17 protein-coding genes are annotated in these 19,965 nt (G+C 74.2%); 12 read left to right on the top strand and 5 right to left on the bottom strand.

Annotated features, from left to right (window positions below):
* Positions 1-60 precede the first annotated feature (60 nt).
* Positions 61-3,762 (bottom strand): CARDB domain-containing protein, encoded by a 3,702-nt coding sequence (locus tag ACN27G_RS09925; protein WP_421492488.1) that lies wholly within the window; start codon positions 3,760-3,762, stop codon positions 61-63.
* A gap of 420 nt (positions 3,763-4,182) precedes the next feature.
* On the opposite strand from ACN27G_RS09925, the gene ACN27G_RS09920 reads away from it, so the two are divergent.
* The gene (locus ACN27G_RS09920) at positions 4,183-5,193 is read left to right on the top strand and encodes a DUF5954 family protein (protein ID WP_421492487.1); all 1,011 of its coding nucleotides are present in this window, start codon (positions 4,183-4,185) and stop codon (positions 5,191-5,193) included.
* A 908-nt stretch (positions 5,194-6,101) separates the two neighbouring features.
* On the opposite strand, the gene ACN27G_RS09915 is transcribed toward ACN27G_RS09920, so the two are convergent.
* Positions 6,102-8,429: a rhamnogalacturonan lyase gene (locus ACN27G_RS09915; protein WP_421492486.1), complete on the bottom strand. Its 2,328-nt coding sequence runs from the start codon at positions 8,427-8,429 to the stop codon at positions 6,102-6,104.
* A gap of 310 nt (positions 8,430-8,739) precedes the next feature.
* Here ACN27G_RS09915 and ACN27G_RS09910 point away from each other — a divergent pair, with 310 nt between their 5' ends.
* The 10 genes from ACN27G_RS09910 to ACN27G_RS09865 all read left to right on the top strand — a co-directional run bounded on the left by ACN27G_RS09910 (position 8,740) and on the right by ACN27G_RS09865 (position 16,723).
* Positions 8,740-8,949 (top strand): hypothetical protein, encoded by a 210-nt coding sequence (locus tag ACN27G_RS09910; protein ID WP_421492485.1) that lies wholly within the window; start codon positions 8,740-8,742, stop codon positions 8,947-8,949.
* A gap of 173 nt (positions 8,950-9,122) precedes the next feature.
* Complete coding sequence (locus tag ACN27G_RS09905) at positions 9,123-9,572, top strand: hypothetical protein (protein WP_421492484.1); 450 nt, start codon at positions 9,123-9,125, stop codon at positions 9,570-9,572.
* Positions 9,569-10,489 carry a hypothetical protein gene (locus ACN27G_RS09900; protein ID WP_421492483.1) on the top strand — a complete coding sequence of 307 codons (921 nt, stop codon included), beginning with the start codon at positions 9,569-9,571 and terminating at the stop codon, positions 10,487-10,489. The genes ACN27G_RS09905 and ACN27G_RS09900 overlap by 4 nt, the downstream gene beginning before the upstream one ends.
* Positions 10,476-11,900: a V-type ATPase 116kDa subunit family protein gene (locus ACN27G_RS09895; RefSeq protein ID WP_421492482.1), complete on the top strand. Its 1,425-nt coding sequence runs from the start codon at positions 10,476-10,478 to the stop codon at positions 11,898-11,900. The genes ACN27G_RS09900 and ACN27G_RS09895 overlap by 14 nt, the downstream gene beginning before the upstream one ends.
* Complete coding sequence (locus tag ACN27G_RS09890) at positions 11,879-12,214, top strand: ATP synthase subunit C (protein ID WP_421492481.1); 336 nt, start codon at positions 11,879-11,881, stop codon at positions 12,212-12,214. Before ACN27G_RS09895 ends, ACN27G_RS09890 begins: the two co-directional genes overlap by 22 nt.
* Positions 12,211-12,444, top strand: a complete 234-nt coding sequence (locus tag ACN27G_RS09885) for a hypothetical protein (protein ID WP_421492480.1) — start codon at positions 12,211-12,213, stop codon at positions 12,442-12,444. The genes ACN27G_RS09890 and ACN27G_RS09885 overlap by 4 nt, the downstream gene beginning before the upstream one ends.
* Positions 12,441-12,965, top strand: coding sequence for a hypothetical protein (locus tag ACN27G_RS09880; protein ID WP_421492479.1), 525 nt, complete (start codon positions 12,441-12,443; stop codon positions 12,963-12,965). Before ACN27G_RS09885 ends, ACN27G_RS09880 begins: the two co-directional genes overlap by 4 nt.
* Positions 12,962-14,671 (top strand): V-type ATP synthase subunit A, encoded by a 1,710-nt coding sequence (locus ACN27G_RS09875; RefSeq protein ID WP_421492478.1) that lies wholly within the window; start codon positions 12,962-12,964, stop codon positions 14,669-14,671. The genes ACN27G_RS09880 and ACN27G_RS09875 overlap by 4 nt, the downstream gene beginning before the upstream one ends.
* Complete coding sequence (locus ACN27G_RS09870) at positions 14,668-16,089, top strand: V-type ATP synthase subunit B (protein ID WP_421492477.1); 1,422 nt, start codon at positions 14,668-14,670, stop codon at positions 16,087-16,089. Before ACN27G_RS09875 ends, ACN27G_RS09870 begins: the two co-directional genes overlap by 4 nt.
* A complete protein-coding gene (locus ACN27G_RS09865) occupies positions 16,082-16,723 on the top strand; it encodes a V-type ATP synthase subunit D (RefSeq protein WP_421492476.1) in 642 nt (213 codons plus the stop codon). The genes ACN27G_RS09870 and ACN27G_RS09865 overlap by 8 nt, the downstream gene beginning before the upstream one ends.
* Positions 16,724-16,752: 29 nt before the next feature.
* Here the strand turns inward: ACN27G_RS09865 and ACN27G_RS09860 are convergent, their stop codons facing one another.
* From ACN27G_RS09860 to ACN27G_RS09850, 3 genes are all read right to left on the bottom strand, one after another.
* Entirely contained in the window at positions 16,753-17,775 is a 1,023-nt protein-coding gene (locus ACN27G_RS09860; RefSeq protein ID WP_421492475.1) for a hypothetical protein, read from the bottom strand.
* A gap of 71 nt (positions 17,776-17,846) precedes the next feature.
* Positions 17,847-18,734, bottom strand: coding sequence for a class I fructose-bisphosphate aldolase (locus ACN27G_RS09855; protein WP_421492474.1), 888 nt, complete (start codon positions 18,732-18,734; stop codon positions 17,847-17,849).
* A 58-nt stretch (positions 18,735-18,792) separates the two neighbouring features.
* On the bottom strand, positions 18,793-19,080 hold the full coding sequence (locus ACN27G_RS09850; RefSeq protein WP_421492473.1) for a hypothetical protein: 288 nt from the start codon (positions 19,078-19,080) through the stop codon (positions 18,793-18,795).
* Between the two features lie 320 nt (positions 19,081-19,400).
* On the opposite strand from ACN27G_RS09850, the gene ACN27G_RS09845 reads away from it, so the two are divergent.
* Positions 19,401-19,904, top strand: a complete 504-nt coding sequence (locus ACN27G_RS09845) for a levansucrase (protein WP_421492472.1) — start codon at positions 19,401-19,403, stop codon at positions 19,902-19,904.
* Positions 19,905-19,965: the final 61 nt, after the last annotated feature.

Below are 19,965 nucleotides of genomic sequence, written 5' to 3'. Positions count from 1 at the left end.
CCGCGAGCGCGCCCGGGAACCGGCCGACCGGGGACCCGGCCGGCGGCGGCCGGCCGGGACTCAGTCGACGGCCGGCTTGCGCGGTTGCCGGGGCGCCGGCTGGGCGCCGGTGATGGTGAAGCTCGACCCGGGCTCGACCACGATGTTGCCGGTGGCCGAGTTGGTGATGGTGACGTTCGAGAGCGTCGCGCTGCCGCGCGCCCCGTTCATCGCCAGGATCCCGGCGCCGTTGTTGGACCGGTCGATCCGGACGTTACTGATCACCACGCCCGGCATGTTGCCGCCGCCGGTCTTGAACTGGATGCCGTCGTACGTCGAGTCGACGATCTCGGTGTCCCGGATGGTGACCCCGACGATGTCCCGGGTCGCCGGGAAGAGCGTGATCGCGCCGAACTTCTGCTGCTCGCCCCAGAAGGCGCCACCGGTGCGGTAGAGCCCGTTGTTGGCGATCAGCGTCTGCCCGGAGAAGGGCAGCGGGTCGTGGTCGGTGGCGAGCATGATCCCCGGGTAGTTCATGGTGTCGTAGATCAGGTTGTTCTCGATCCGGTTGCCGTGGCCGCCGTAGATCGCGATGCCGTTGGCCCGCCAGGGCAACTGGATGGTGTTGTTGACGAAGGCGTTGGAGTGGCCGATGTCGACCGAGGTGTCCCGGACGTACCGGCTGGCCCAGACCGCGAGCGAGTCGTCACCGGTGTTCCGGAACGACGAGTTGAAGACCCGCGAGTTCCGGGTGCCGTTGGTGAAGTTGATCCCGTCGGCGTAGGTGTTCCGGATCCGCATCCCGGTGAACTCCAGCCCGTCGCCGGGCCCCCAGAGCGCGGGGATGTTGTCGTAGTCCCGGCCGACCCAGACCCCGACGTTGGCGTGCTCGATCCAGACGTTGCTGATCCGGGTGTTCTCGCCGAACCGGCCGTTGAGCCCGACACCGCCCTCGGCGCCGCCCGGTCCGCCCCGGATCCGGCCGGAGCCGAAGATCGCGATGTCGGAGATCTGGGTGTTGTCGTCGATGTCGAAGCCGAAGTTCCCCTCGTGCGGGTGGTTGATCCCGCCGACCACCAGGTGCGGCTCGGTCAGCGTGTAGAGCTGGGAGTGCCACATCCCGGCGCCCCGGATGGTGACGTTGCTGATCCCGACCTGGTTCCACTGGCCCCGGTCCTGCGGGTCGTCGGTGAGGATCTTCTGCTCCTGCCGCCACTGCCCCGGCGGGATCCAGACGCAGCCGATCACGCCGTTCTGGTCGTCGGTGACCGCCCGCTGGATCGCGGCGGTGTCGTCGAGCCCGTCGTTCGGCACCGCGCCGTACTGGGTGATCGAGGTGCAGCCGGCCGGCTGGCCGGTCGGCGGGGCGACCTGCTCCAGGTCGATCATGTCGATGACGTAGAACGGCGCGGTGTCGTTCGCGTCGCGCTGCAACCGGAACCGGGTGCCGACCGGGTACGACTGGCTCAGCAGCGCGTTCGCCTCGTCGAAGAGCCGCCGCGCGTCGCTCTGCGGGGTGTTGGTCAGTCCCTCCGGGTCGTCGGTGGTGCCGTAGAGCCAGCTGTGCCGGGAGGAGAGCGTCAGCTTGCGCAGGAAGGTGTCGTTGACATAGAGGCTGATCGTCGCCTCCAGGCCGCCGCCGCCCGGCGCGTCCGGGATGGAGTTGCGGACCACTATCGAGTTCGCCGCGTTGGTGGAGGTGAACTCGACGAACTGGCCGGTGCTGTTCAGCCGCACCGACCTGCGCCCGGAGGACTCGGTGGCGAAGTTGGTGTGCCCGAAGGTGCGCAGCGGGTCCGCCTCCAGCAGGGTGCCCTGGTAACGGGCGGCCTCCGCCTCGTACGACACGTACGGCACCGCGGCGCCGCGCCCGACGACGATCGACTGGGTGCGGACGTTGTTGCCCTCGTTGGTCTCCGCGACCGTGTTTGTGGCGTCGGCGGTGGCGGTGATGGTGGCGCCGCCGCTGGTGGCGGTCCAGCTACCGCCGATCGCGACGTTGACGGTGGCGCCGGCCGCGATCGACGGGGTGTTGGTGTTCAGCGTGGTGCCACCGACGCTGACCCGGGTGACAGTGGTGGCGCCGGTCGCGGCGGTGCCCCGGTTGTTGACCGCCACGGTGAAGGTGACGGCCGCCCCGACGGCCGGGTTCGGCGGGTTGCTGGTGATGCCGAGCACCTGCAGGTCGGGGCCGGGCGCCTGGCCGACAAGCAGCGGCGACGGCGCGGTGTAGCTGTTGTTGGCGTCGTTCTGCTCGACGATCGTGTTGGTCGGGTCGACCACCGAGGTGACCGGGTAGCTGCCCTGTGGCCGGGTGCCGGCGTTGACCGTGACGGTGGCCGAGGCACCGGCGGCGAGCGCGGGGACCGGAGCGCTGCCGGCGACGGTGCCGCCGAGGCTGACGCTGACGGTGGTCGCGGTGGCCGCCGCCGACCCGCTGTTGCGGACGGTGGCGGAGAGCACGATCGGGGTGGTCTCGGTCGGCGCGGCCGGCGTCCAGGTGGTCGAGGTGACCACCAGGTCCGGGTTGGGCGCGGGGGTGCCGCAGACCTCCAACTCGGCGATCTGCCCGGATGGCGCGCCGGTGTTGGAGTTGAACTGGAGCCGCACGTCCGCCGTGGTGGCGGTGACCGGGACGGTCACCGCGTTGTTCCCCTGCACGAACTGGTGGTTCGTCGCCGGCACCAGGCTGGTGTAGCCGGTCGCGGCCTGGTCCCGGCCGAGGATCTGGAAGTTCTGGGTACGGGTGCCCCAGGCCGGATCCGGGTTCAGCTTGACCTGCACGGCCGTGACGGCGTGGTTGGCGCCGAGCGCCACGGTCAGGCTCTGCGGATAGCCCGGCGCCCCCTCCCAGTAGGTGCCGAGCGAGCCGTCGACGGCGTTCGCCGGGACGAAGCTGAAGGTGGAGCCGGTGGCGGTGACCGGTCTGCCCCGGGCCACGTTGGTGCAGCCGGGCGGCTGGCTGCCGGTCCGGGTGACGGTGTTGCTGTTGCCGGAGAGGTTGCCGGCCACGTCCCGGGCCCGGACGAAGTACGACACGGTGGCGCTGGTCGGCTGGGTGTCGGTGTAGCTGGTCGCGGCGCCGAGCGAGGCGACCTGCGCCCCGTTGCGGTAGACGTTGTAGCCGGCCAGGCCGCTGCCGCCGGGGTCGTCGGTCGAGGCGCCCCAGGTGAGCGTGATCGACTGCCCGGACTGGGTGTAGGAGAGGGTGCCGGGGACGCCCGGCGGGGTGGTGTCGGTGCCGCCGCCGCCATCCGGGCCGTAGACCTCCAGTTCGGAGACCTGCCCGGCCGGCCACCCGCTGTTCGCCGTGACGTGGATCCGGAGGTAGCGGGTGCTGGCCTGGCCGAAGGTGATCGTCACCGAGTTGGCGTCGACCGCGGGGTTGAAGGTGTAGGTCCGGGAGGCCACCAGGTCGCCGAAGGACGAGCCGTTGGTGCTGCCGCGCACGCTCAGCGTCTGGGTACGGGTGCCCCAGCCGGCGGTGGGAAGCTTCAGGACGACCCGGTTGACCGGCACCGCCGAGCCGAGGTCGACCTGGATCCACTGTGGAAAGGCGTGGTTTACGCTCTCCCAGTAGCTGCCCTGGTTGCCGTCGACGGCCCGGGACGGGTCGTAGACGTCGGCGTGGCCGCTGGCCTGGGTCGGGCGTCCCTGGGCGAGGTTGACCTCGGCTTGGCGTGTCGGGGCGGGTGCGCCGGCCGCGGGCGCGGCGGGCGCACCGAGAGCGGCGAGCACGGCGGCGGCGACCGCCGCCACCGGGACCAGATCTGAGCGTCTCATCACTGTCCTCTTCACTGTGGACGGTTCTGCCGGTGGCGTGGCCACGAGCACGGTGGTGGGGGTGCCGGGGCTGCGGCCGGGCCGGGAACCCGCGGCGGCCGGAGCCGGTTGTCCGGAGCAGACGGGGGTGGCTCAGTACGGAAGTTCCGGATTGCAGTAGCAGATATGGCAGTGATCTGCTCTGTTTTTGCGGAAGGTTGGCCAAAGGTTACCGGCGTGCTATCGGGACGTCAACGCTTCCACCACGGTCGATGCGACTCGTCGCACTACCGGTACAGTGTCCTAGGAGGGTAGGAAAGAGGCCCGGGCCGGGCCCGCTTCGCATCCGGCCGGACCGGCGGCGACAATCTGTACCCACGTTGTCACGCGCTTCGGAGTGCCGGGCCCGGCAAACCGAAACCGTCGGGGCACACTGCGTGCATGACTCATCACGGTAGGCAGGTGCCGGACCATCTGCTGATCCGGATCGCGCAGCGGGGCGATCCCGTGTCGGCGGTCTCCGAGGACGACGCCCGGCGCCGCTCGATCGCCTATCCGAAGTTGATGTGGGGCGCGCCGGTCTTCGGGCACGCCGAGGAGGTGGCCGGTCGCTGGCGGATCCTCAGCCTCAGCGGCGACCATCCACAGGGCAGCCGCGACGCGCTCGGCTCGCACTTCCGCCGGCTGCGCGGCAGGACGCCGGAGACCGCCGACCACGCGGCCGAACGGCGGGAATACCAGGCGGCGATCCGGCTGCTCGACTGGGAGGTGGTCGACGACCTCACCGTGCACGGGCGCCGCTACCGGATCATCCGGGTCCAGCCCTTCGTCCGGATGGGACCGGACGGTCCCGAGCCGCCCCGGCCCACCGACCCGGATCCGTACCCGACCGGCCAGACCCGGGACGTGCCGCCGCCGGAGGACGGTTTCGTCATCGATCCGGCCGCCACCACCGGCCTCTCCGACGGGCTGTTGCGGATCGAGATGGCGCCCGCCTTCTACAAGGCCGGGATCGTCCCCGACGAGATACAGGCCGACTCGCACCGGGCACTGGTCACCCACCCGAACGTGGTGCTGCTGCCGGTCGTCTTCACCATCGGCGAGTATCTGGACCAGACCTGGCAGCCCCGGTCGGCCGGCACCTATCCCACGCCACAGGCCGCCCGGGACTCGGCGGCCTTCCGGTTCAGCGACATCGTCCCGCACGAGGACGCCACCCTGGAGGAGATCAGCGCCGCCTACACCCGGGCGCTGGAGGAGTTCAAGGCGCCCCGCACCGACGAGTTCGAGATCAAGGGTGTGCGCTGCCGGGTGACCCGGGTCGAGCGGTTCGTCCGGATCGGTCCGGACGGCCCGGAGGGACCCCGTCCCTCCGACTGGGATCCGGAACCACCACCGGAGCTGCACTGTCAGCAACTGCGGGAGCAGGGCCTGCTACCCGAACTGGACTGAGCCGTCGGCGCGCCGCGACGAGCCCGAGCCCTACGAGCGCCACCGCCAGCAGCGTGCCGGCGACCAGCATGCTCCGCCGCGAGGTGTCGGCGGCAGGATCCGGCGCCACCCGGGATCCGGCCGGCACGGCCGCACCGTCCCCCTGCGCCGCCGCACCGCTCCCCTCCCCCGCCGCCGCCGCTCCGGTCGGCACGCCGAAGGGGTTTCGGTCCTGGTCGACCGGGACGGCCGGCGGTCGGACCGGGCCGGGCCAGTGCCTCGCGGTCTCGGCCGGTCGCAGCGGTGCCGGCACGCCGAGCACCGCCAGCCCGCCGGGGACGGTCAGCGTCCCGACCTGGTAGTCGGGGAACTCGCCCTGCTCGGCCACCACCGTCCAGGCGCCGGGACGCGGGACCGCGACGGCCGCGGCGTAGTGCGCCGGCTCCGGCAGCGCCGTCGCCGGGAACGACACCGACCCGCCGTCGCGATCGACGAGTCGCAGCGCGACGGGTCCGAGCTCACCCTCGAAGGGGTGGAAGCCGTGCTGGAGCACCCAGAGACCGACCGTGTAGGCCCGGCCCGGCTCCAGCCGCTCCGGCAGTGGATCCAGCAGCGTGGCCGCCCAGTTGCCGGCCCGGGCGGGTGCCGGTGCGAGGAGCAGGGTGCCGGCCAGCCCGACCAGGGTCGCGGCGACGGCGGCGAGGGTGCGACGGGCGCGCATCGTTGACCACCTCCACCGGGGACGAGCCGCACCCCCGCCATCCGGTTCCCGGACCCCACCGGATCCGGCGCTCGCGTCCGTCGTCCCGGGACACCATCCCCGGCCCCGGCACGCCGGGACCCGACTCCCGGCACGCCGGGACCCGACGCCGCGCGGCGTCGGGTCCCGGCTGCTCCGGCCGGCTTCCCGCTGTGCTTCCGGGTGCCGGTCAGCGGCCTGGCAGCGGCACCCGGGACCAGTCGATGTCCGAGCCGAGGTAGAAGCTCGGGTACGACGGCTGGTTGTAGGTGGTCTGCTGCCTGGCCACCTCGACCCGGTACTGCGGGTCGTGCATCAGGGTGTAGAGCTTGTGGTCGGTCGGCTCGGTGCTCAGGTGGATCCGGATCGCCGAGCTGTCCACGGTGCGGGTCAGCAGTTCCTCGCGCCAGTCGCCGAGGACATCGGCGACCAGCCCGGGGTTGCCCTTGGTGCCGTTGTTGGTCCGGGTGCCCTCGGCGGTGAGCAGCCGGCCGCGCCGCCAGTCGTCGATGCTCGGGGTGACGTCACCGGCACCGTTGACGATCTGGGTGGTCATGTCGGCCGCCCACCTGATGCTCTGGTTGGTCCCCGGGATCACGGTGCTCAGCAGCTCACCGTCGGCGGTACGCAGACCCGGCCCGTCCGGTTGGCCACCGACCACCGTCGCCCAGGTCTCCAGCCCCGGCTCCTCCGGCACCACGTCGCCGACCATGCCGCGTCCGGTGTCGACCCCGGTGTAACCGCCGTAGATGACCTCGCCGGTCGCGGCGTCCCGCAGCGCGTAGCCGTACGGCGCCCAGCTCGCGCCCTCGTGCACCATGAAGATCTCCAACCCGGGCCGCGCCGGGTCGATGTCGGTGACGTGCATCGCGTCGCCGTGCCCGAGCTTGGCCCGCGCGCCCGGATCGGCGCTGCCGGGCGGCAGGACCCCGTAGGAGCTGTAGAGCAGGCTGCCGTCGTGGTCGACGGTGGCGCTGCCGTAGATGATCTCCTGCTTGCCGTCGCCGTCCACGTCGGCGACGCTCAGCGAGTGTGCGCCCTGGGTGGTCAGGGTGCCGTACCGCGGGTCGGTCCCCTCCCGGCCGTGCGGGCTGTCGTTGAACGGGTTGGTCATCGGCACCCAGCCGCTGTCGACGTACCAGTCCTCGCGCAGCCGCCGGCCGTCCCAGCGGTAGGCGACCAGGGTGGCCCGGGTGTAGTAGCCGCGGGCGAAGACCGCCGACGGATGACGGCCGTCCAGGTACGCCACGCCGGCCAGGAACCGGTCGACCCGGTTGCCCGGCTCGATCCGGCTCATCGCGTAGTCGCCCCACATCAGCCCGTCGTCGTGCCGGCCGGGCCTGTAGTGGACGGTCTGCAGCTCGCGTCCGGTCGCTCCGTCGAAGACGGTGAGGTATTCCGGGCCGTCCACTATGAAGCCCTGGAACGACCGGAGCGCGTTGCGACTGCTCCGGGCCGGTGCGTAGACGTCGATGAAGTAGTCGACAAGCGCCTCGGCGTCGGGTCGGGCGAGCGGGTACGCGTACGACGGCGCGATGCCGAAGGCCGCCTCCAGGGTTGCCGGCCAGCGCCCGGCCACCACCTCCGGATGCCGGTGCCAGCCGAGGAAGAGGTCGACAAGCTTCTGCCGGTACTCCTCCGGGCTCAGCCGGTAGTCGTCGCTGTGCGAGTACCCGGCCCGGGTGTCCTCGCGGGGCATCGTGATGTACCGCTCGGAGACCGCCCGGCCACGCCGGTCGTACCGGGTGACCTTCGTGCCGGGAGCGGTCTTGAACATCATCTCGGCGCGGCCGTCGCCGTCGAAGTCGTAGACCAGGAACTGCGTGTAGTGCGCACCGGCCCGGATGTTGACGCCGAGCGAGACGCGGTGCAGCAGGGTGCCGTCGAGTTCGTAGGTGTCGATGTAGACCTCACCGGTGTAGCCGACCTGTGAGACGTCCTTGGAGTTCGACGGGTCCCACTTGACGACGTACTCGTACTGCCCGTCGCCGTCGACGTCACCGACGCTGAGGTCGTTCGCCGAGTAGGTGTAGGTCTCACCGGTCGGGGTCACCCCGTCGGCCGGCCTGCGCAGCGGCAGGTCCCGGTAGCCGTCGGTCCATGGTGAGACCGGTGCGCTCCGGGCGGCCGGCCGGCCACGCAGCACGGCCGCCACCTGGTACGTCGCGTTGGCCGTGCCGGCGCGGTCGAGGTGGTTGGTGCTGTCGGTGACGGTCGCGATCCGCCGCCCGTTCCGGTAGACGTGGAAGTCCGCCCCGGTCAGGCCGGTGTCGCTCCGGCCGGTGGCCTCGGCGCCGAGCAGCCGCCAGCTCAGGAAGACGCCGTCGGTGGTGGCGACCGCGACCAGGCCGCGGTCGAGGCGTTCGAGGCGCGGTCCGGCCGGACGGTGGCCGGAACCGCTCGGCCCGGCGGCGACGGGGGCCGGGGTGCCGAGCAGCAACGCGGTCACCGAGACGCCCGCGACGGCGGCCCGGGACAGCGCCGCGAGAATGCGCTTTCCCCTGGTTCGATGAGTCATGGGTCTCCCAAGGTACGTATGCGGGTCCGGTCTGTGCCGGGGCGAGACGGCAACCGGAATGAAACGATACAATCCACCGAGGATTGTGGATGCGTGGCGGAGTTGTCAAGGTGGGCCGGCGGCCGATGGCGGTCGGGTGCTCCCCGCGGTCCGGCTCGCGCCGCTTCCGATCATGCCGTGCCACAGGTCCCGCCGCCCCGGGACCTGTGGCACCTGCCGGTGCGGTCCCACAGGGACACGCTGAGGAGTGTGGGCGGTGAACCACTCCGGTTCCCCGCCCAATGGCGTTTGGCACCGAAGGAGGTGCGAGATGGACGAGAAGGAGCGTTACGACACCGACCGCGAGGCACGGCGCGACGCGGCCGGCCGGTCCGCCCGGTCGGCCGCGCGGGGGCCGGACGCGATCACCCGCTTCGTTGGCGCACTGCTCTACGACAGCCTCCGCCGGATCGAGCGGGAACGCGAGGAGGACCGGAACCGTACCGGACCCTCCGGGGAGGGCGCCGGCGCGGCAGCGTGACCGGCCGCCGGTAGCCACCATCCGGCGAACGCCGGCCAGCGGTTCCGGCGGCGCCGCCGGTCCGGCGGGGCGCCGGGCCGAAGGTCCCGCAGAGCCGTCCTGGCCGGCCCTGCCCCGGGCGGTCCCACGGGCGCACGGTGTAGGTGTCCGCACGACCCGAAGGGACACTGACCGTGCCGGGTCTCCGTGAGCTGCTCGAACGCTTCCGCCCTGCCGGTACGCCGGGCGCGGCCACCGCGGCCGGCGTACCGGCGGACCGGCGCGCCGCCGTCGCCGCCGAGCTGCGGCCGGTCTTCGCCGCGCTGGCGGCCACGGAACGCGAGTGCGACGAGCTGCGCGAGGCGGCCGCCGCCACGGCCGGGCAGCGCCGCGCCGACTCCACGGGCCGCGCCCGCGCGATCCTCGACGCGGCCCGCACCGACGCGCCCGTGCAGCGGGCCGCCGCCGCGGCCCGGCGGCGGGACGCCGACGCGGACGACCTCGACCGTCTCGTCGCCGCCGCGCGGTCGGCGGCCCGGGAGGAGCGCCGGAGAGCCGGCGAGCAGCTCCCGGGCCAGGTCACCGCCGTGCTGGCGCTGGTCCGGGCCGACCTGGGCCGGATGACCGGCGGTGACCCGCCGTGAGCGCCCGCTGGGTGGCCGGCAGCGTACGGGCCCAGGCCCTGTCCCGGCGGCGGCTCGGCCCGGTCGGTGCCCGCGCGCTCGCCGCGTCCGCCTCCGCCGGCGAGGCGGTACGCGCACTGGCCGGCTCCCCCTACGGCGCGCGGGTACGCGCGGACCACGACCTCGCCGCCGCCCAGCGCGGGGTGGCGGAGACGCTGCTGTGGAACCTGCGGGTACTGGCCGGCTGGCTGCCGCAGCGGGGCGCCGAGGCGCTGCGCGCCCTCGCGGGCTGGTTCGAGATAGCCAACGTCGACGAGCACCTGCGGACCTTCGACGGCAGACCCGCCGACCCGCCGTTCCACCTCGGACACCTGGCGACCGCCTGGCCGCGCATTGCCGCCGCCACCTCGCCGGCCGAGCTGCGGGCCGCCCTGGCGGTGTCGCCCTGGCGTGACCCGGGCGGCGCCGAGATCCGCGACATCCAGCTCGGCATGCGCCTGGCCTGGGCGGAGCGCGTGGTGATCCGGGCACCGGCCGCCGCGACATGGGCCCGGGCCGGTGCGGTGCTCCTGGTGGCCCGGGCGGGATCCCCCGGCGGCGGCCGGCTGCCGGCGGGTGCCGCCGGGGCCGCCGCCCGGCTCCTCGGGCCGGCGGCCGTCGGCGCCGGGTCGCTGCCGGAACTCGCCGCCGCCGTACCGGCCCGGCTGCGGTGGGTACTCGACGGTGTCGACCGGCCGGCCGGGCTCTGCGACGCGGAGCTGCGCTGGTGGCGCCGGATCGGCCGGGACGCCACGACCCTGCTGGGCCGGGCGGGCTTCGGGCCGGACCCGGCGATCGGCACCGCGGCGCTGCTCGCCGAGGACGCCCGGCTGGTCCGCGCCGCGCTCGAGGCGGCGGCGCGCGGAGGTGACCAGGAGGCGTTCGATGCGGTTACCTGAGCCGACGTCACCCCTGGCCATGACCCGGGTGGCCCTGGTCGCGCCCCGGGAGGCGCTACGCGACCTGCTGGTCCGGGTGGCGGATACCGGCGCCGTGGAAATCGACCAGGTCACGCACCCGGCCGACCTGCCGCGCAGTGACGCGGCCCGGGCCCTGCAGCGGGTGCCGGGCCCGGGCCTGCCGCCGGCGCTCTCCGCCACCCCACCCGACCTGGCGGAACTGGTTCGCGCCGGCCGCACCGACCTGCTGGCCGGCGAGGACGAGCTGTCCGGGTACGCCGCGCAGGCGGTCGTGCACGGCCGGGTCGCCGCGCTCGTCGGCTGGACCCCGACCGCCCGGCTCCCCGCCCTCGCCGCCCGGCTGGCGGAGATCGGCGCCGCCGCCGCACCCCTGCCGCCGCCGCGTGGCGTGGACCCCCCGAGCACCCCGGGCACCGGCGCCGCACGCCGGGCCTTCGGGCCCCTCGTGGACACGTACGCCACCGTGCCGTACCGGGACGTCGACCCGAGCGTGCCGGCGGGCATCGCGTACGCCCTGATGTTCGGCGCCATGTTCGGTGACGCGGGGCACGGCGCCCTGCTGATCCTGCTCGCCCTGCTGGTCCGCTCCGGCCGGCTGCTCGGGGCGCTGCGCCCGCACTGGCTCTTCGTCGCGGCGGCCGGCGCCTGCGCCACCCTGTTCGGCCTGGCGTACGGGGAGTTCTTCGGCCCGACCGGCGTGGTTCCGGTGCTGTGGCTGGCACCGATGGAGCAGCCGGTGCCGCTGCTGCTGGCCGCCGTCGGGCTCGGCGCCGTGCTGCTGGCCGGGGCGTACGGACTGGGCATCGTCAACCGGCTCCGGGAGGGCGGCTGGGCCCTGGCCCTCTACGCGCCCTCGGGCTTCGCCGGTGCCCTGCTCTTCGTCGCCGCCGCTCTCGGTGTGGCCGCCTGGTACTGGCACCGGCCCGCGCTGGCCGCCGGCGCCGGTGCCATGGCGCTGCTCGGCGCCGTGCTGGCGTTCACGGGCCTGCGGGCGGGCAGCGGCGGCGGCCCGGCCGGCACCGTCCAGGCCGCCGTCGAGCTCTTCGACCTGGCCGCGAGGCTCGGCGCGAACATCGCGTCGTTCGCCCGGCTCGCCGCGTTCGGGCTGACCCACGCGGTGCTGGGCTGGATCGTCTGGGACGCCAGCACGGCGCTCTGGGACGGCGGCGGGCCGCTGCCGGCCGTGGCCGTCCTCGTCTTCCTGCTCGGCAACGCGCTCAGCTTCGGGCTGGAGGCGCTGGTGGCCGGGATCCAGGCGCTGCGCCTGGCCTACTACGAACTGTTCTCGCGGGTGTTCCGCTCGGAGGGGCGCCCGTTCCGGCCGTGGCGGATACCGACCGCGCCGGCCGACTCGCCGGAGGAGGCATCATGTCCCGCAGGGGCGCCGTAGCCGCGTTCGCCGCGGTGGCGCTGTTCGCCACCGTCCTGACCCTGTTGCTGGTCGGCACTCCCGCCGCCGCCGGGCCGCCGGCTGCGGCCGCCGACGGCGGATCCGGTGGGATGGCGCTGCTGGCGGCGGCCATCGCGGTCGCCGGTTCGTCGATCGGGGCGGCGATCGCGGTGGCCTACACCGGTGCGGCGGCGCTGGCCGCGATGAGCGAGCGGCCGGAGTTGTTCGGCCGCGCGATGGTCGTCGTCGGCCTCGCCGAGGGCATCGCGATCTACGGTCTCATCGTCGCGATCATCCTGATCGGACGGGCGTGACCGCCGTGGGGACCGTCGCGGTGATCGGGGCGGAGCCGCTCGTGCGCGGCTTCGGGCTGGCCGGTGCCGTCGTCCTTCCCGCCGGGGACGCCGAGCGGGCGCGGGCCGCCTGGCGGCAACTGCCCGCCGACGTCTCGGTGGTGATCCTGACGCCCGCCGCCGCCACGGCCGTCGAGGCGTGCCGGCCGTCCCCCGGAACTGGAACGCCGTTCGTGGTGGTGATGACATGACCGGGCTGGACGCCGCGCTGGCGGCGGTCCGGGAGGCACTGCTCGCCCGGGCCCGCGCCGAGGCCGACCACGTCCGGGAACGCGCCGGGGCGGACGCCCGGCAGGAGGTGGCGGGCGCCCGCGCCGAAGCGGACCGGATCCGGCGGTCGGCCCGGGCGGAGGGCACTGCCGGGGCCGCCACGGCGAACGCGATCGCCCGTGGCCAGGCCGCGCGGCAGGCGCGGGCACTGGTGCTGGCGGAGCGGCGCGAGGCGTACGAGCGGCTGCGCCGGGCGGCCCGGGAGGCGGTCGCCCGGATCGGCACGGAGCCCGGTGTACGGGAGCAGCTGGTCCTCGCCGTCCGGGCGGCGCTCGGGCCGGACGCCCGGATCGTCGACACCCCGGACGGCGGCGTGCGCGGCGTCACCGGCGACCGGCGGCTCGACCTGTCGCTGACCGGGTTCGCCGACCGCGCCGTCGACGCGGTGCTCGGGCAGGAGCCGGAGGCGGTGGGCGCGAGCGGGACGGAGGAGCAGCGGTGATCGGGAGGGTGCGCCGGGTCAACGGACCGCTCGTCGAGGTCGACGGGCTGGCCGGGCTGGCCATGGCGGAACTGCTGGAGGTCGGCGGGGCCGGGCTGCCGGCGGAGGTCGTCACGCTCGTCGGGGACCGGGCGACCGCGCAGGCCTACGAGTACACCGGAGGGGTCCGGCCGGGCGAGCCGGTACGCCGCCTCGGCCGCCCGCTCGCCGCCCGCCTCGGTCCGGGACTGACCGGCGGCGTCTACGACGGGCTGCTGCGCCCGCTCACCGGTGCCGGCGCCTGGCTCAGACCCGACGCCACCCCTGCCACCGGCGGCCGGAGCTGGCGCTTCAGCCCCGGGGCGACGGAGGGTGCGCGGGTCGGCCCCGGGGATCCGCTGGGTACGATCGGTGACGCGGGCCCGCTCGAACACCGGGTCCTGGTGCCGCCGGGCGTGCACGGTCGTCTCGACACGCTGCGCCCCGCCGGCCGGTACGCCGACGACGAACCGGTCGCCGTCGTCGACGGCAACCCGGTCACCCTCGCCGCCTGGTGGCCGGTGCGCCGGCCGCGACCCTACCGGCACCGGCTGCCCGCCGCGGCGCCGCTGGTGACCGGGCAGCGGGTGCTGGATGCCGTGTTCCCGGTCGTCAAGGGCGGCGCGGCGGCGGTGCCGGGCGGCTTCGGCACCGGCAAGACGGTGCTGTTGCAGCAGATCGCGAAGTGGTGCGACGCCGACGTCATCGTCTACGTCGGCTGCGGCGAGCGTGGCAACGAACTCGCCGACGTCCTCGCCGAGCTGGCCGAGCTCACCGACCCGCGTACGGGTGGCCGGCTGGCCGACCGCACCGTGCTGGTGGCCAACACCTCCAACATGCCGATCATGGCGCGGGAGGCGAGCATCTACACCGGGGTCACCGTCGCCGAGTACTACCGGGACATGGGATACGACACCGTCGTCATCGCCGACTCGACGTCGCGGTGGGCGGAGGCACTCCGCGAGTTCGCCTCCCGCACCGGGGCGCTGCCGGCCGAGGAGGGCTATCCGGCCGGGCTCGCCTCCGCACTGGCCGCCTTCTACGAGCGGGCCGGCCGGGTGACGGGCCTCGGGGGGCGGGAGGGTTCGGTGACCATCATCGGGGCGGTCTCCCCACCCGGCGGCGACCTGACCGAGCCGGTGACCGCACACACGCAGCGCTTCGTCCGTACACTGTGGCGGCTCGACCGGGACCTGGCCTACGCCCGGCACTACCCGGCGGTCTCCTGGGCCGGCTCCTACTGCCGCGACACCGCCACCATCGGCGCCTGGTACGCGGGCGACGGCGACCCCGGCTGGACCACCCGCAGCGCCCGGATGCTGGCCCTGCTCGCCGAGGCGGACCGGCTGGCCGCCCTCGCCGACCTCGTCGGCGCCGCCGCGCTGCCCGGCCCGGAACGGGTCGCGCTGCTCGGCGGCCGGCTGCTGCGCGAGGCGGTACTGCAGCAGAGCGTCCTCTCCGGCAACGACGCGTACTGCGCCCCGGCCAAGTCGGCGGCCCTGGCCGACCTGGTGCTCGACGTCGTGGACCGGTGCACGGAACTGGTCACGGCGGGCCGGTCGCCCGGCGACCTGACGGACCGGGACTTCTCGGCGCTGATCCGGGCCCGCGAGGAGACCGCACCCGCGGACGCGGACGCCGTGCGGGGGCGCCGCGACGCCATCCTCTCGGCCCTGGAGCTGCCATGACCCCCCTTCCCTCGGTGGAGTACTCGACGGTCGACTCGATCCGCGGGCCGCTGGTGGTGGTCCGGGGCGTCACGGGCGTCGGTTGGGACGAGTTCGTGCGGATCAGGCTGGACGCGGGGCCACCGCGGCACGGCGTCGTCCTCGACGTCGACCGCGACGTCGCGGTGGTGGAGGTGCTGGAGGGCACCGACGGGATGGACCGGCTCGGCACCGGCGTGGCGTTCGACGGGTCGCCGTTCCGGGTGCCGGTCGGCACCGGCTGGCTCGGCCGGGTCTGCAACGGCCGGGGGGAGCCGCTCGACGGCGGGCCGCCGGTGCTCGCGCCGGAGAGCACCCCGGTCGCCGGCCGGCCGCTCAACCCGACGATGCGCGAGCCGCCCGTCGACCCGGTCCTCACCGGCGTCTCCGTGATCGACGGCCTGACCACGCTCGTGCGGGGCCAGAAGCTGCCGATCTTCTCGGCGGCCGGCCTCCCCCACCTGGAACTCGCCACCCAGATCGCCGCGCAGGCGTCGACCGGCGGCGAACCGTTCAACGTCGTGGTCGCCGGGATGGGGCTCACCCACGCCGACGCGGCGACCATGCGTGGCGTGCTGGAGCAGCGCTCCACCGCCGGTGACCTGGTGATGATCCTCAACACCGCGGACGATCCGGTGGTCGAGCGCATCCTCACCCCGCGGATCGCGCTCACCGTGGCGGAGCACCTGGCGTTCACCCTCGGCCGGCACGTGCTGGTGGTCGCCCTCGACATGACCAGCTACTGCGAGGCGGTGCGGGAGGTCTCCGCCGCCCGCGGCGAGATCCCGGCCCGGCACGCCTACCCGGGCTATCTCTACAGCGACCTCGCGTCCCTGTACGAGCGCTGCGGCCGGATCCGTGGCCGCCCCGGCTCGTTGACGATGGTGCCGGTGCTGACCATGCCGGCCGGCGACATCACCCACCCCGTCCCCGACCTGACCGGTTACATCACGGAGGGGCAGGTGGTGCTCTCCGCCGACGCGTACGCGACGGGCGGCTACCCGCCGGTCGACCCGCTCTCCTCGCTGTCCCGCCTGATGCGGCACGGCGCCGGCCCCGGCCGGACCCGGGCGGAACACCTGGACGTGGCCGCACAGATCCTCGCGTCGCTCGCCCGCGCCCGGTCGGTACGGGAACTGGCCGAACTGATCGGCGCCGACGCGCTGAACGAGACCGACCGCAGGTATCTCGGCTTCGCCGCCGCCTTCGTCCGGGAGTTCGCGGCGCAGCGCGCGGACGAACGGCGCGCCCTCGACGACACTCTCGACCGCGCCTGGCGGGTACTCGGCGCGCTGCCGCGCCACGAGCTGACGATGCTGCCGGCCGCGCTGCTCGACGCCCGGCCGATCGCCGTCGGGATGCGGGCCGGGGACGCTCCGGCCGGCGACGACCATGTCTGAGCTGAGGATCCCGCCCGGCCGGGCCGGCCGGCTGTGGCTGCTGCGCCGGCTCGAGGCCGCCCGGCTCGCCGCCGACCTGCTCGACCGGAAGCTGCGGATCCTGCACGGCGAGCGGGAGCGGCTCCGCGCCCGGGCGCGGGACACCGGCGCGGCGTGGCAGGCCGCGTGGCGGGCCGCCGACGACTGGGGCCTGCGCGTCGCGCTGCAGGGTGGCCGCCGCGAGCTTCGGCTGGCCGCCGCCCGGTCACCGTGCGACGTGGATGTCACCTGGACCACCGTGATGGGGCTGCGCTACCCGGTGACGGCGACCTGCCGCGCGGCGGGCGCTCCGGTGGGTGGCCCCGGGCCGGGAACCGCCGCCACCGTCGAGGCGGCCACGGCGTACCGGCAGGCGCTCGCCGCCGCAGCGGCACACGCGGCGGCGAGCGCCGCCCACCGGGTGGTCAGCGCGGAGGTGGCCGCCACCCGGCGCCGGCGCCGCGCCGTCACACAGCGCTGGATTCCCCGGTTGGAGAGGGCGCTCGGCGACCTGAACCAGCGTCTGGAGGAGGCGGAACGGGCGGAGGGGGTGCGGATGCGGTACGCCGCCGCGCCCGCTCCCGCCGCTGCACGGACAGGAAGGGGCAGGCCATGAACCTGCTCATCCATGGCCCGAACACCGAGTCAGTTCGGCGGCCGGCCGGTGGGCACGTTGCCGGTGGTGGAGATGTTGCCATTGGTGGATATGTTGCGACTGGTCGCCGCGCGACGCCACACGCCGAGCCCCAGACCGCCGGAGAGTAGTAGGGCCGCGCCGGCCACCAGCAGGATGACGGCACCGCCGGCAGCACCGCCGGTCCAGTCCCACACCGCCTCCGGTGCCGCCACGGCCATCGCCACGACTCCGGCGACGAGCAGCACCGGCGTGCGCCGCCAGCGGTACAGCACGAAACAGGCCAGCCCGATGGCCGCCGTCAGCCCGTACGCCCAGGCCGCCGCGCCCGGGTCACCCTGCATCTGCTGTGCGCCGTAGAAGGCGATTCCCGCGCCGACGCCGAGTCCGACCGACTCCGGCCGGGCCACACCCGCCGCCGCCAGCACGATCCAGACCGCGCCGGTCGCCACCACGGACCACCAGACGGCGAACGAGGCCTCCGACGACAGGTCGGCCACTGTCGTGAGGCTGAGCACGACACTCATCAGGGCGGTGGCGAGCAGTCCCGGCGCACCCGGCAGGGCCAGGTAACCCGCCAGCGCCACGACGAGACCGGCGGCACCCGCCGCGACACCGGCATGCTCGTCCACGGCGACACCGCCCGCACCCGCCGCGGGGCCGGCGGCGAGGGCGAAGAGCACCATGGCGATCCGGTGCCGCGCACCCGGCGCGGCACCGCGCAGCCGGCGCAGCCCGGCCGGACCGGCCGCGACGCCGAGGCCCGCCGCGCCGAGCAGCACCGCGACACCGCCCAGCACGCCGGCCCGGACCGGATCGGTGAACCGCTCCCAGGAGGTGGCCAGCAGGATCGCTCCGCCGCCGAGCAGGAAGACGCCGCCGACATAGGCAGCCACCTCGCTGAGCCAGCGGGCGGGCAACGCCTCGCGGTTCTCCCGCAGGGCACCGCGTACCGCCTCCGCCTGATTGGGGGAGATGACGTCGAGTTCCACCAGCCGCCGCAGGGCAGCCTCGTCTCCGGCCACGGTCCTCATCTCGGAACACCTCCGTGTCGACCCGTCCCACGACCCACGCGGCACACCCTGCGCCGGGACACGTACGAGGCTCAGACGGGATACTTGGCGAGGATCTCGCGCAGCCGGCCGACGAAACGCAGCGATTCGGCGTGCTCGCGCTGCCACACGTTGCGCCCGAAGATCAGACCCGTCGCGCCCGCCTCCATTGACTGCCGCGCCTTCTCCAGCATCGCCTCGTCGCCGGTCCTCTCCCCGCCGGAGACCAGCAGCATGCTGCGGTTGGCCGACCGGACCACCGCGTTGACCGCGTCCTGTGCGGAGTGTTCGCCGTCGTACGGGGCGGGGACTCCGGTGCGTCTGGTCGGGTCGGGGAAGTTCACCTTCACCATGTCGGCGCCGAGTTCGCTGGCGGTCCGGGCGGCGTAGTCGACGGCGTAGAACGAGCTCTTGCCGCCCTTGCCGGCGATCGCCGAACCGCGCGGGTACGCCCACACGATCAGGGGCATGCCCCACCGCTCGGCCTCCCGGCGCACCGCCCGGTACTGCGCGAAGTCCTGCTCCTGGGCGGGCGTACCCACGTAGAGCGTGTAACCGACCGCGTCCGCGCCCAGCCGTACGGCCTCCTCGACGCCCGCGTTCAGCGGGGAGACGGCCGACGCGTCCGAGGGGATCTCGGTCTTGCCGTTGAGCTTGAGGATCAGCGGCACCTCACCGGCGAAGTCCCAGTAGAACTTCTCGGCCAGCCCGATCTGGATCGCGATGGCGTTGAAACCGCCCTCCACCGCCAGCCTGACGATGTAGCGCGGATCGCTGGCGGCGGGGTTGGCGAAGAAGTCCCGTGGGCCGTGTTCGAGCCCCTGGTCGTAGGGGAGGAACAGGGCCGTCCCGTTGGCCGGCCCGGCGTTGTACAGGATCCGGTGCAGCCGGGCCTTCTTGCCGGTGGAAAGGCCCAGTGCGCGCAGTGGCTGTCGGGACATTGCGGTACACCTCCATCGGCGGCGCGCACCGCAGCGCTCGCGGCGGCCGCGTACCGCCTCACCTCGACCGTCGCACCGGCAGGTCCGGCGGCACACCGGCCGCACGACCCTCCGGCACGGGAACCAGGTCCCGCGCCGGCAGGACCCCCCGGCCCCGACGGGCAACTCCGACACCGCGCCCGTCCTCCAGCGGCGGACGGTTCGCGACGGTCCCCTCCCATCCGTGCCGCCACACCGCTCGGCCGAAGTAGAGAGCGCGCGCGGTCCAGAAGTGGGATTCACGCGGACTACGCCGGGCGATCTCCTGGTAGTGCTGGGCTAGGGCGAGCACCTCGCGGGTCGACATGCCCCTGGCCTCCTCCACATCCGATGTCCCGCTCCATTGGACGCCCGGAGCAGGCGGAGACTCAGGGCCGTCGGTCCCGTGAGGGCCGGGCCCGACGTCCGGACGCCACGGCCGCCGTGGACGGCGTCGCCGAGCGCCGGGGCGGCCCGGATCACTGATGTCCGAGGCCCCGGGCCAGCCCCGACCCGACGACACTGGAGGCGCGGCGGGGGGCGTACCTTCGCCTCGTAGGGAACCTGGAAGAGCCCTGAGCCTGAGATCGGCGGATGCCGGTGACTGGCGGTTGGCGTCGGCTGGCGGATGAAGGATGTGGGGACAGCATGGATGCGACGGCGACGGACTCGGTCCGGGCCTATCTGGACGCGACGGCACAGCGCCTCCAGGTTGACGGCTGCGAGGTGCGGACCGAGGACTGGAATGGCCTACCGGTGCTGGTCGGCTACCGCGCCGACTTCCGGTTGCAGTGGATGGCCACCAAACTGCACCTGTTCACCGTCGCCGCGCCCGCGCCGTCGGTCACCGCGAACGCCATCGAGGAGTTCACCGCCTCGGCGTTGGACTATGTGGTGGCCCGCAAGGGGCAGCTGCGCGGGATGCAGAGCGGCGTCGCGGTCCTCCCCGCGCTGGTGAGCACCCAGGTCGAGCCGGAGGCGGCGACCTGGGCCCAGCGGGGGCAGATGGTCCGGTTCGCCGCGATGGCCCGCCCGGTCGTGGTGGACGCCGGCACGGGAGCGGTCGCCTGCTTCCGGGGCCATGCGGCGCTCGGCCTCCTCTACTCGGCCCACTTCCGCCGCAAGCTCGCCGCCTACTTTCCCACCCGGTGACCCAGCCGCTCGGTAGCCGGGTCTGACCGGCGGCTCCGGTCGCGGCGGTGCCGTGCTCGGG

This window comes from Plantactinospora sp. WMMB334 (genome assembly GCF_049179095.1).
Lineage (GTDB): Bacteria > Actinomycetota > Actinomycetes > Mycobacteriales > Micromonosporaceae > Plantactinospora.
Note: the sequence above shows the minus strand (reverse complement) of the source record. Positions and strands in the feature narration are given on the sequence as shown.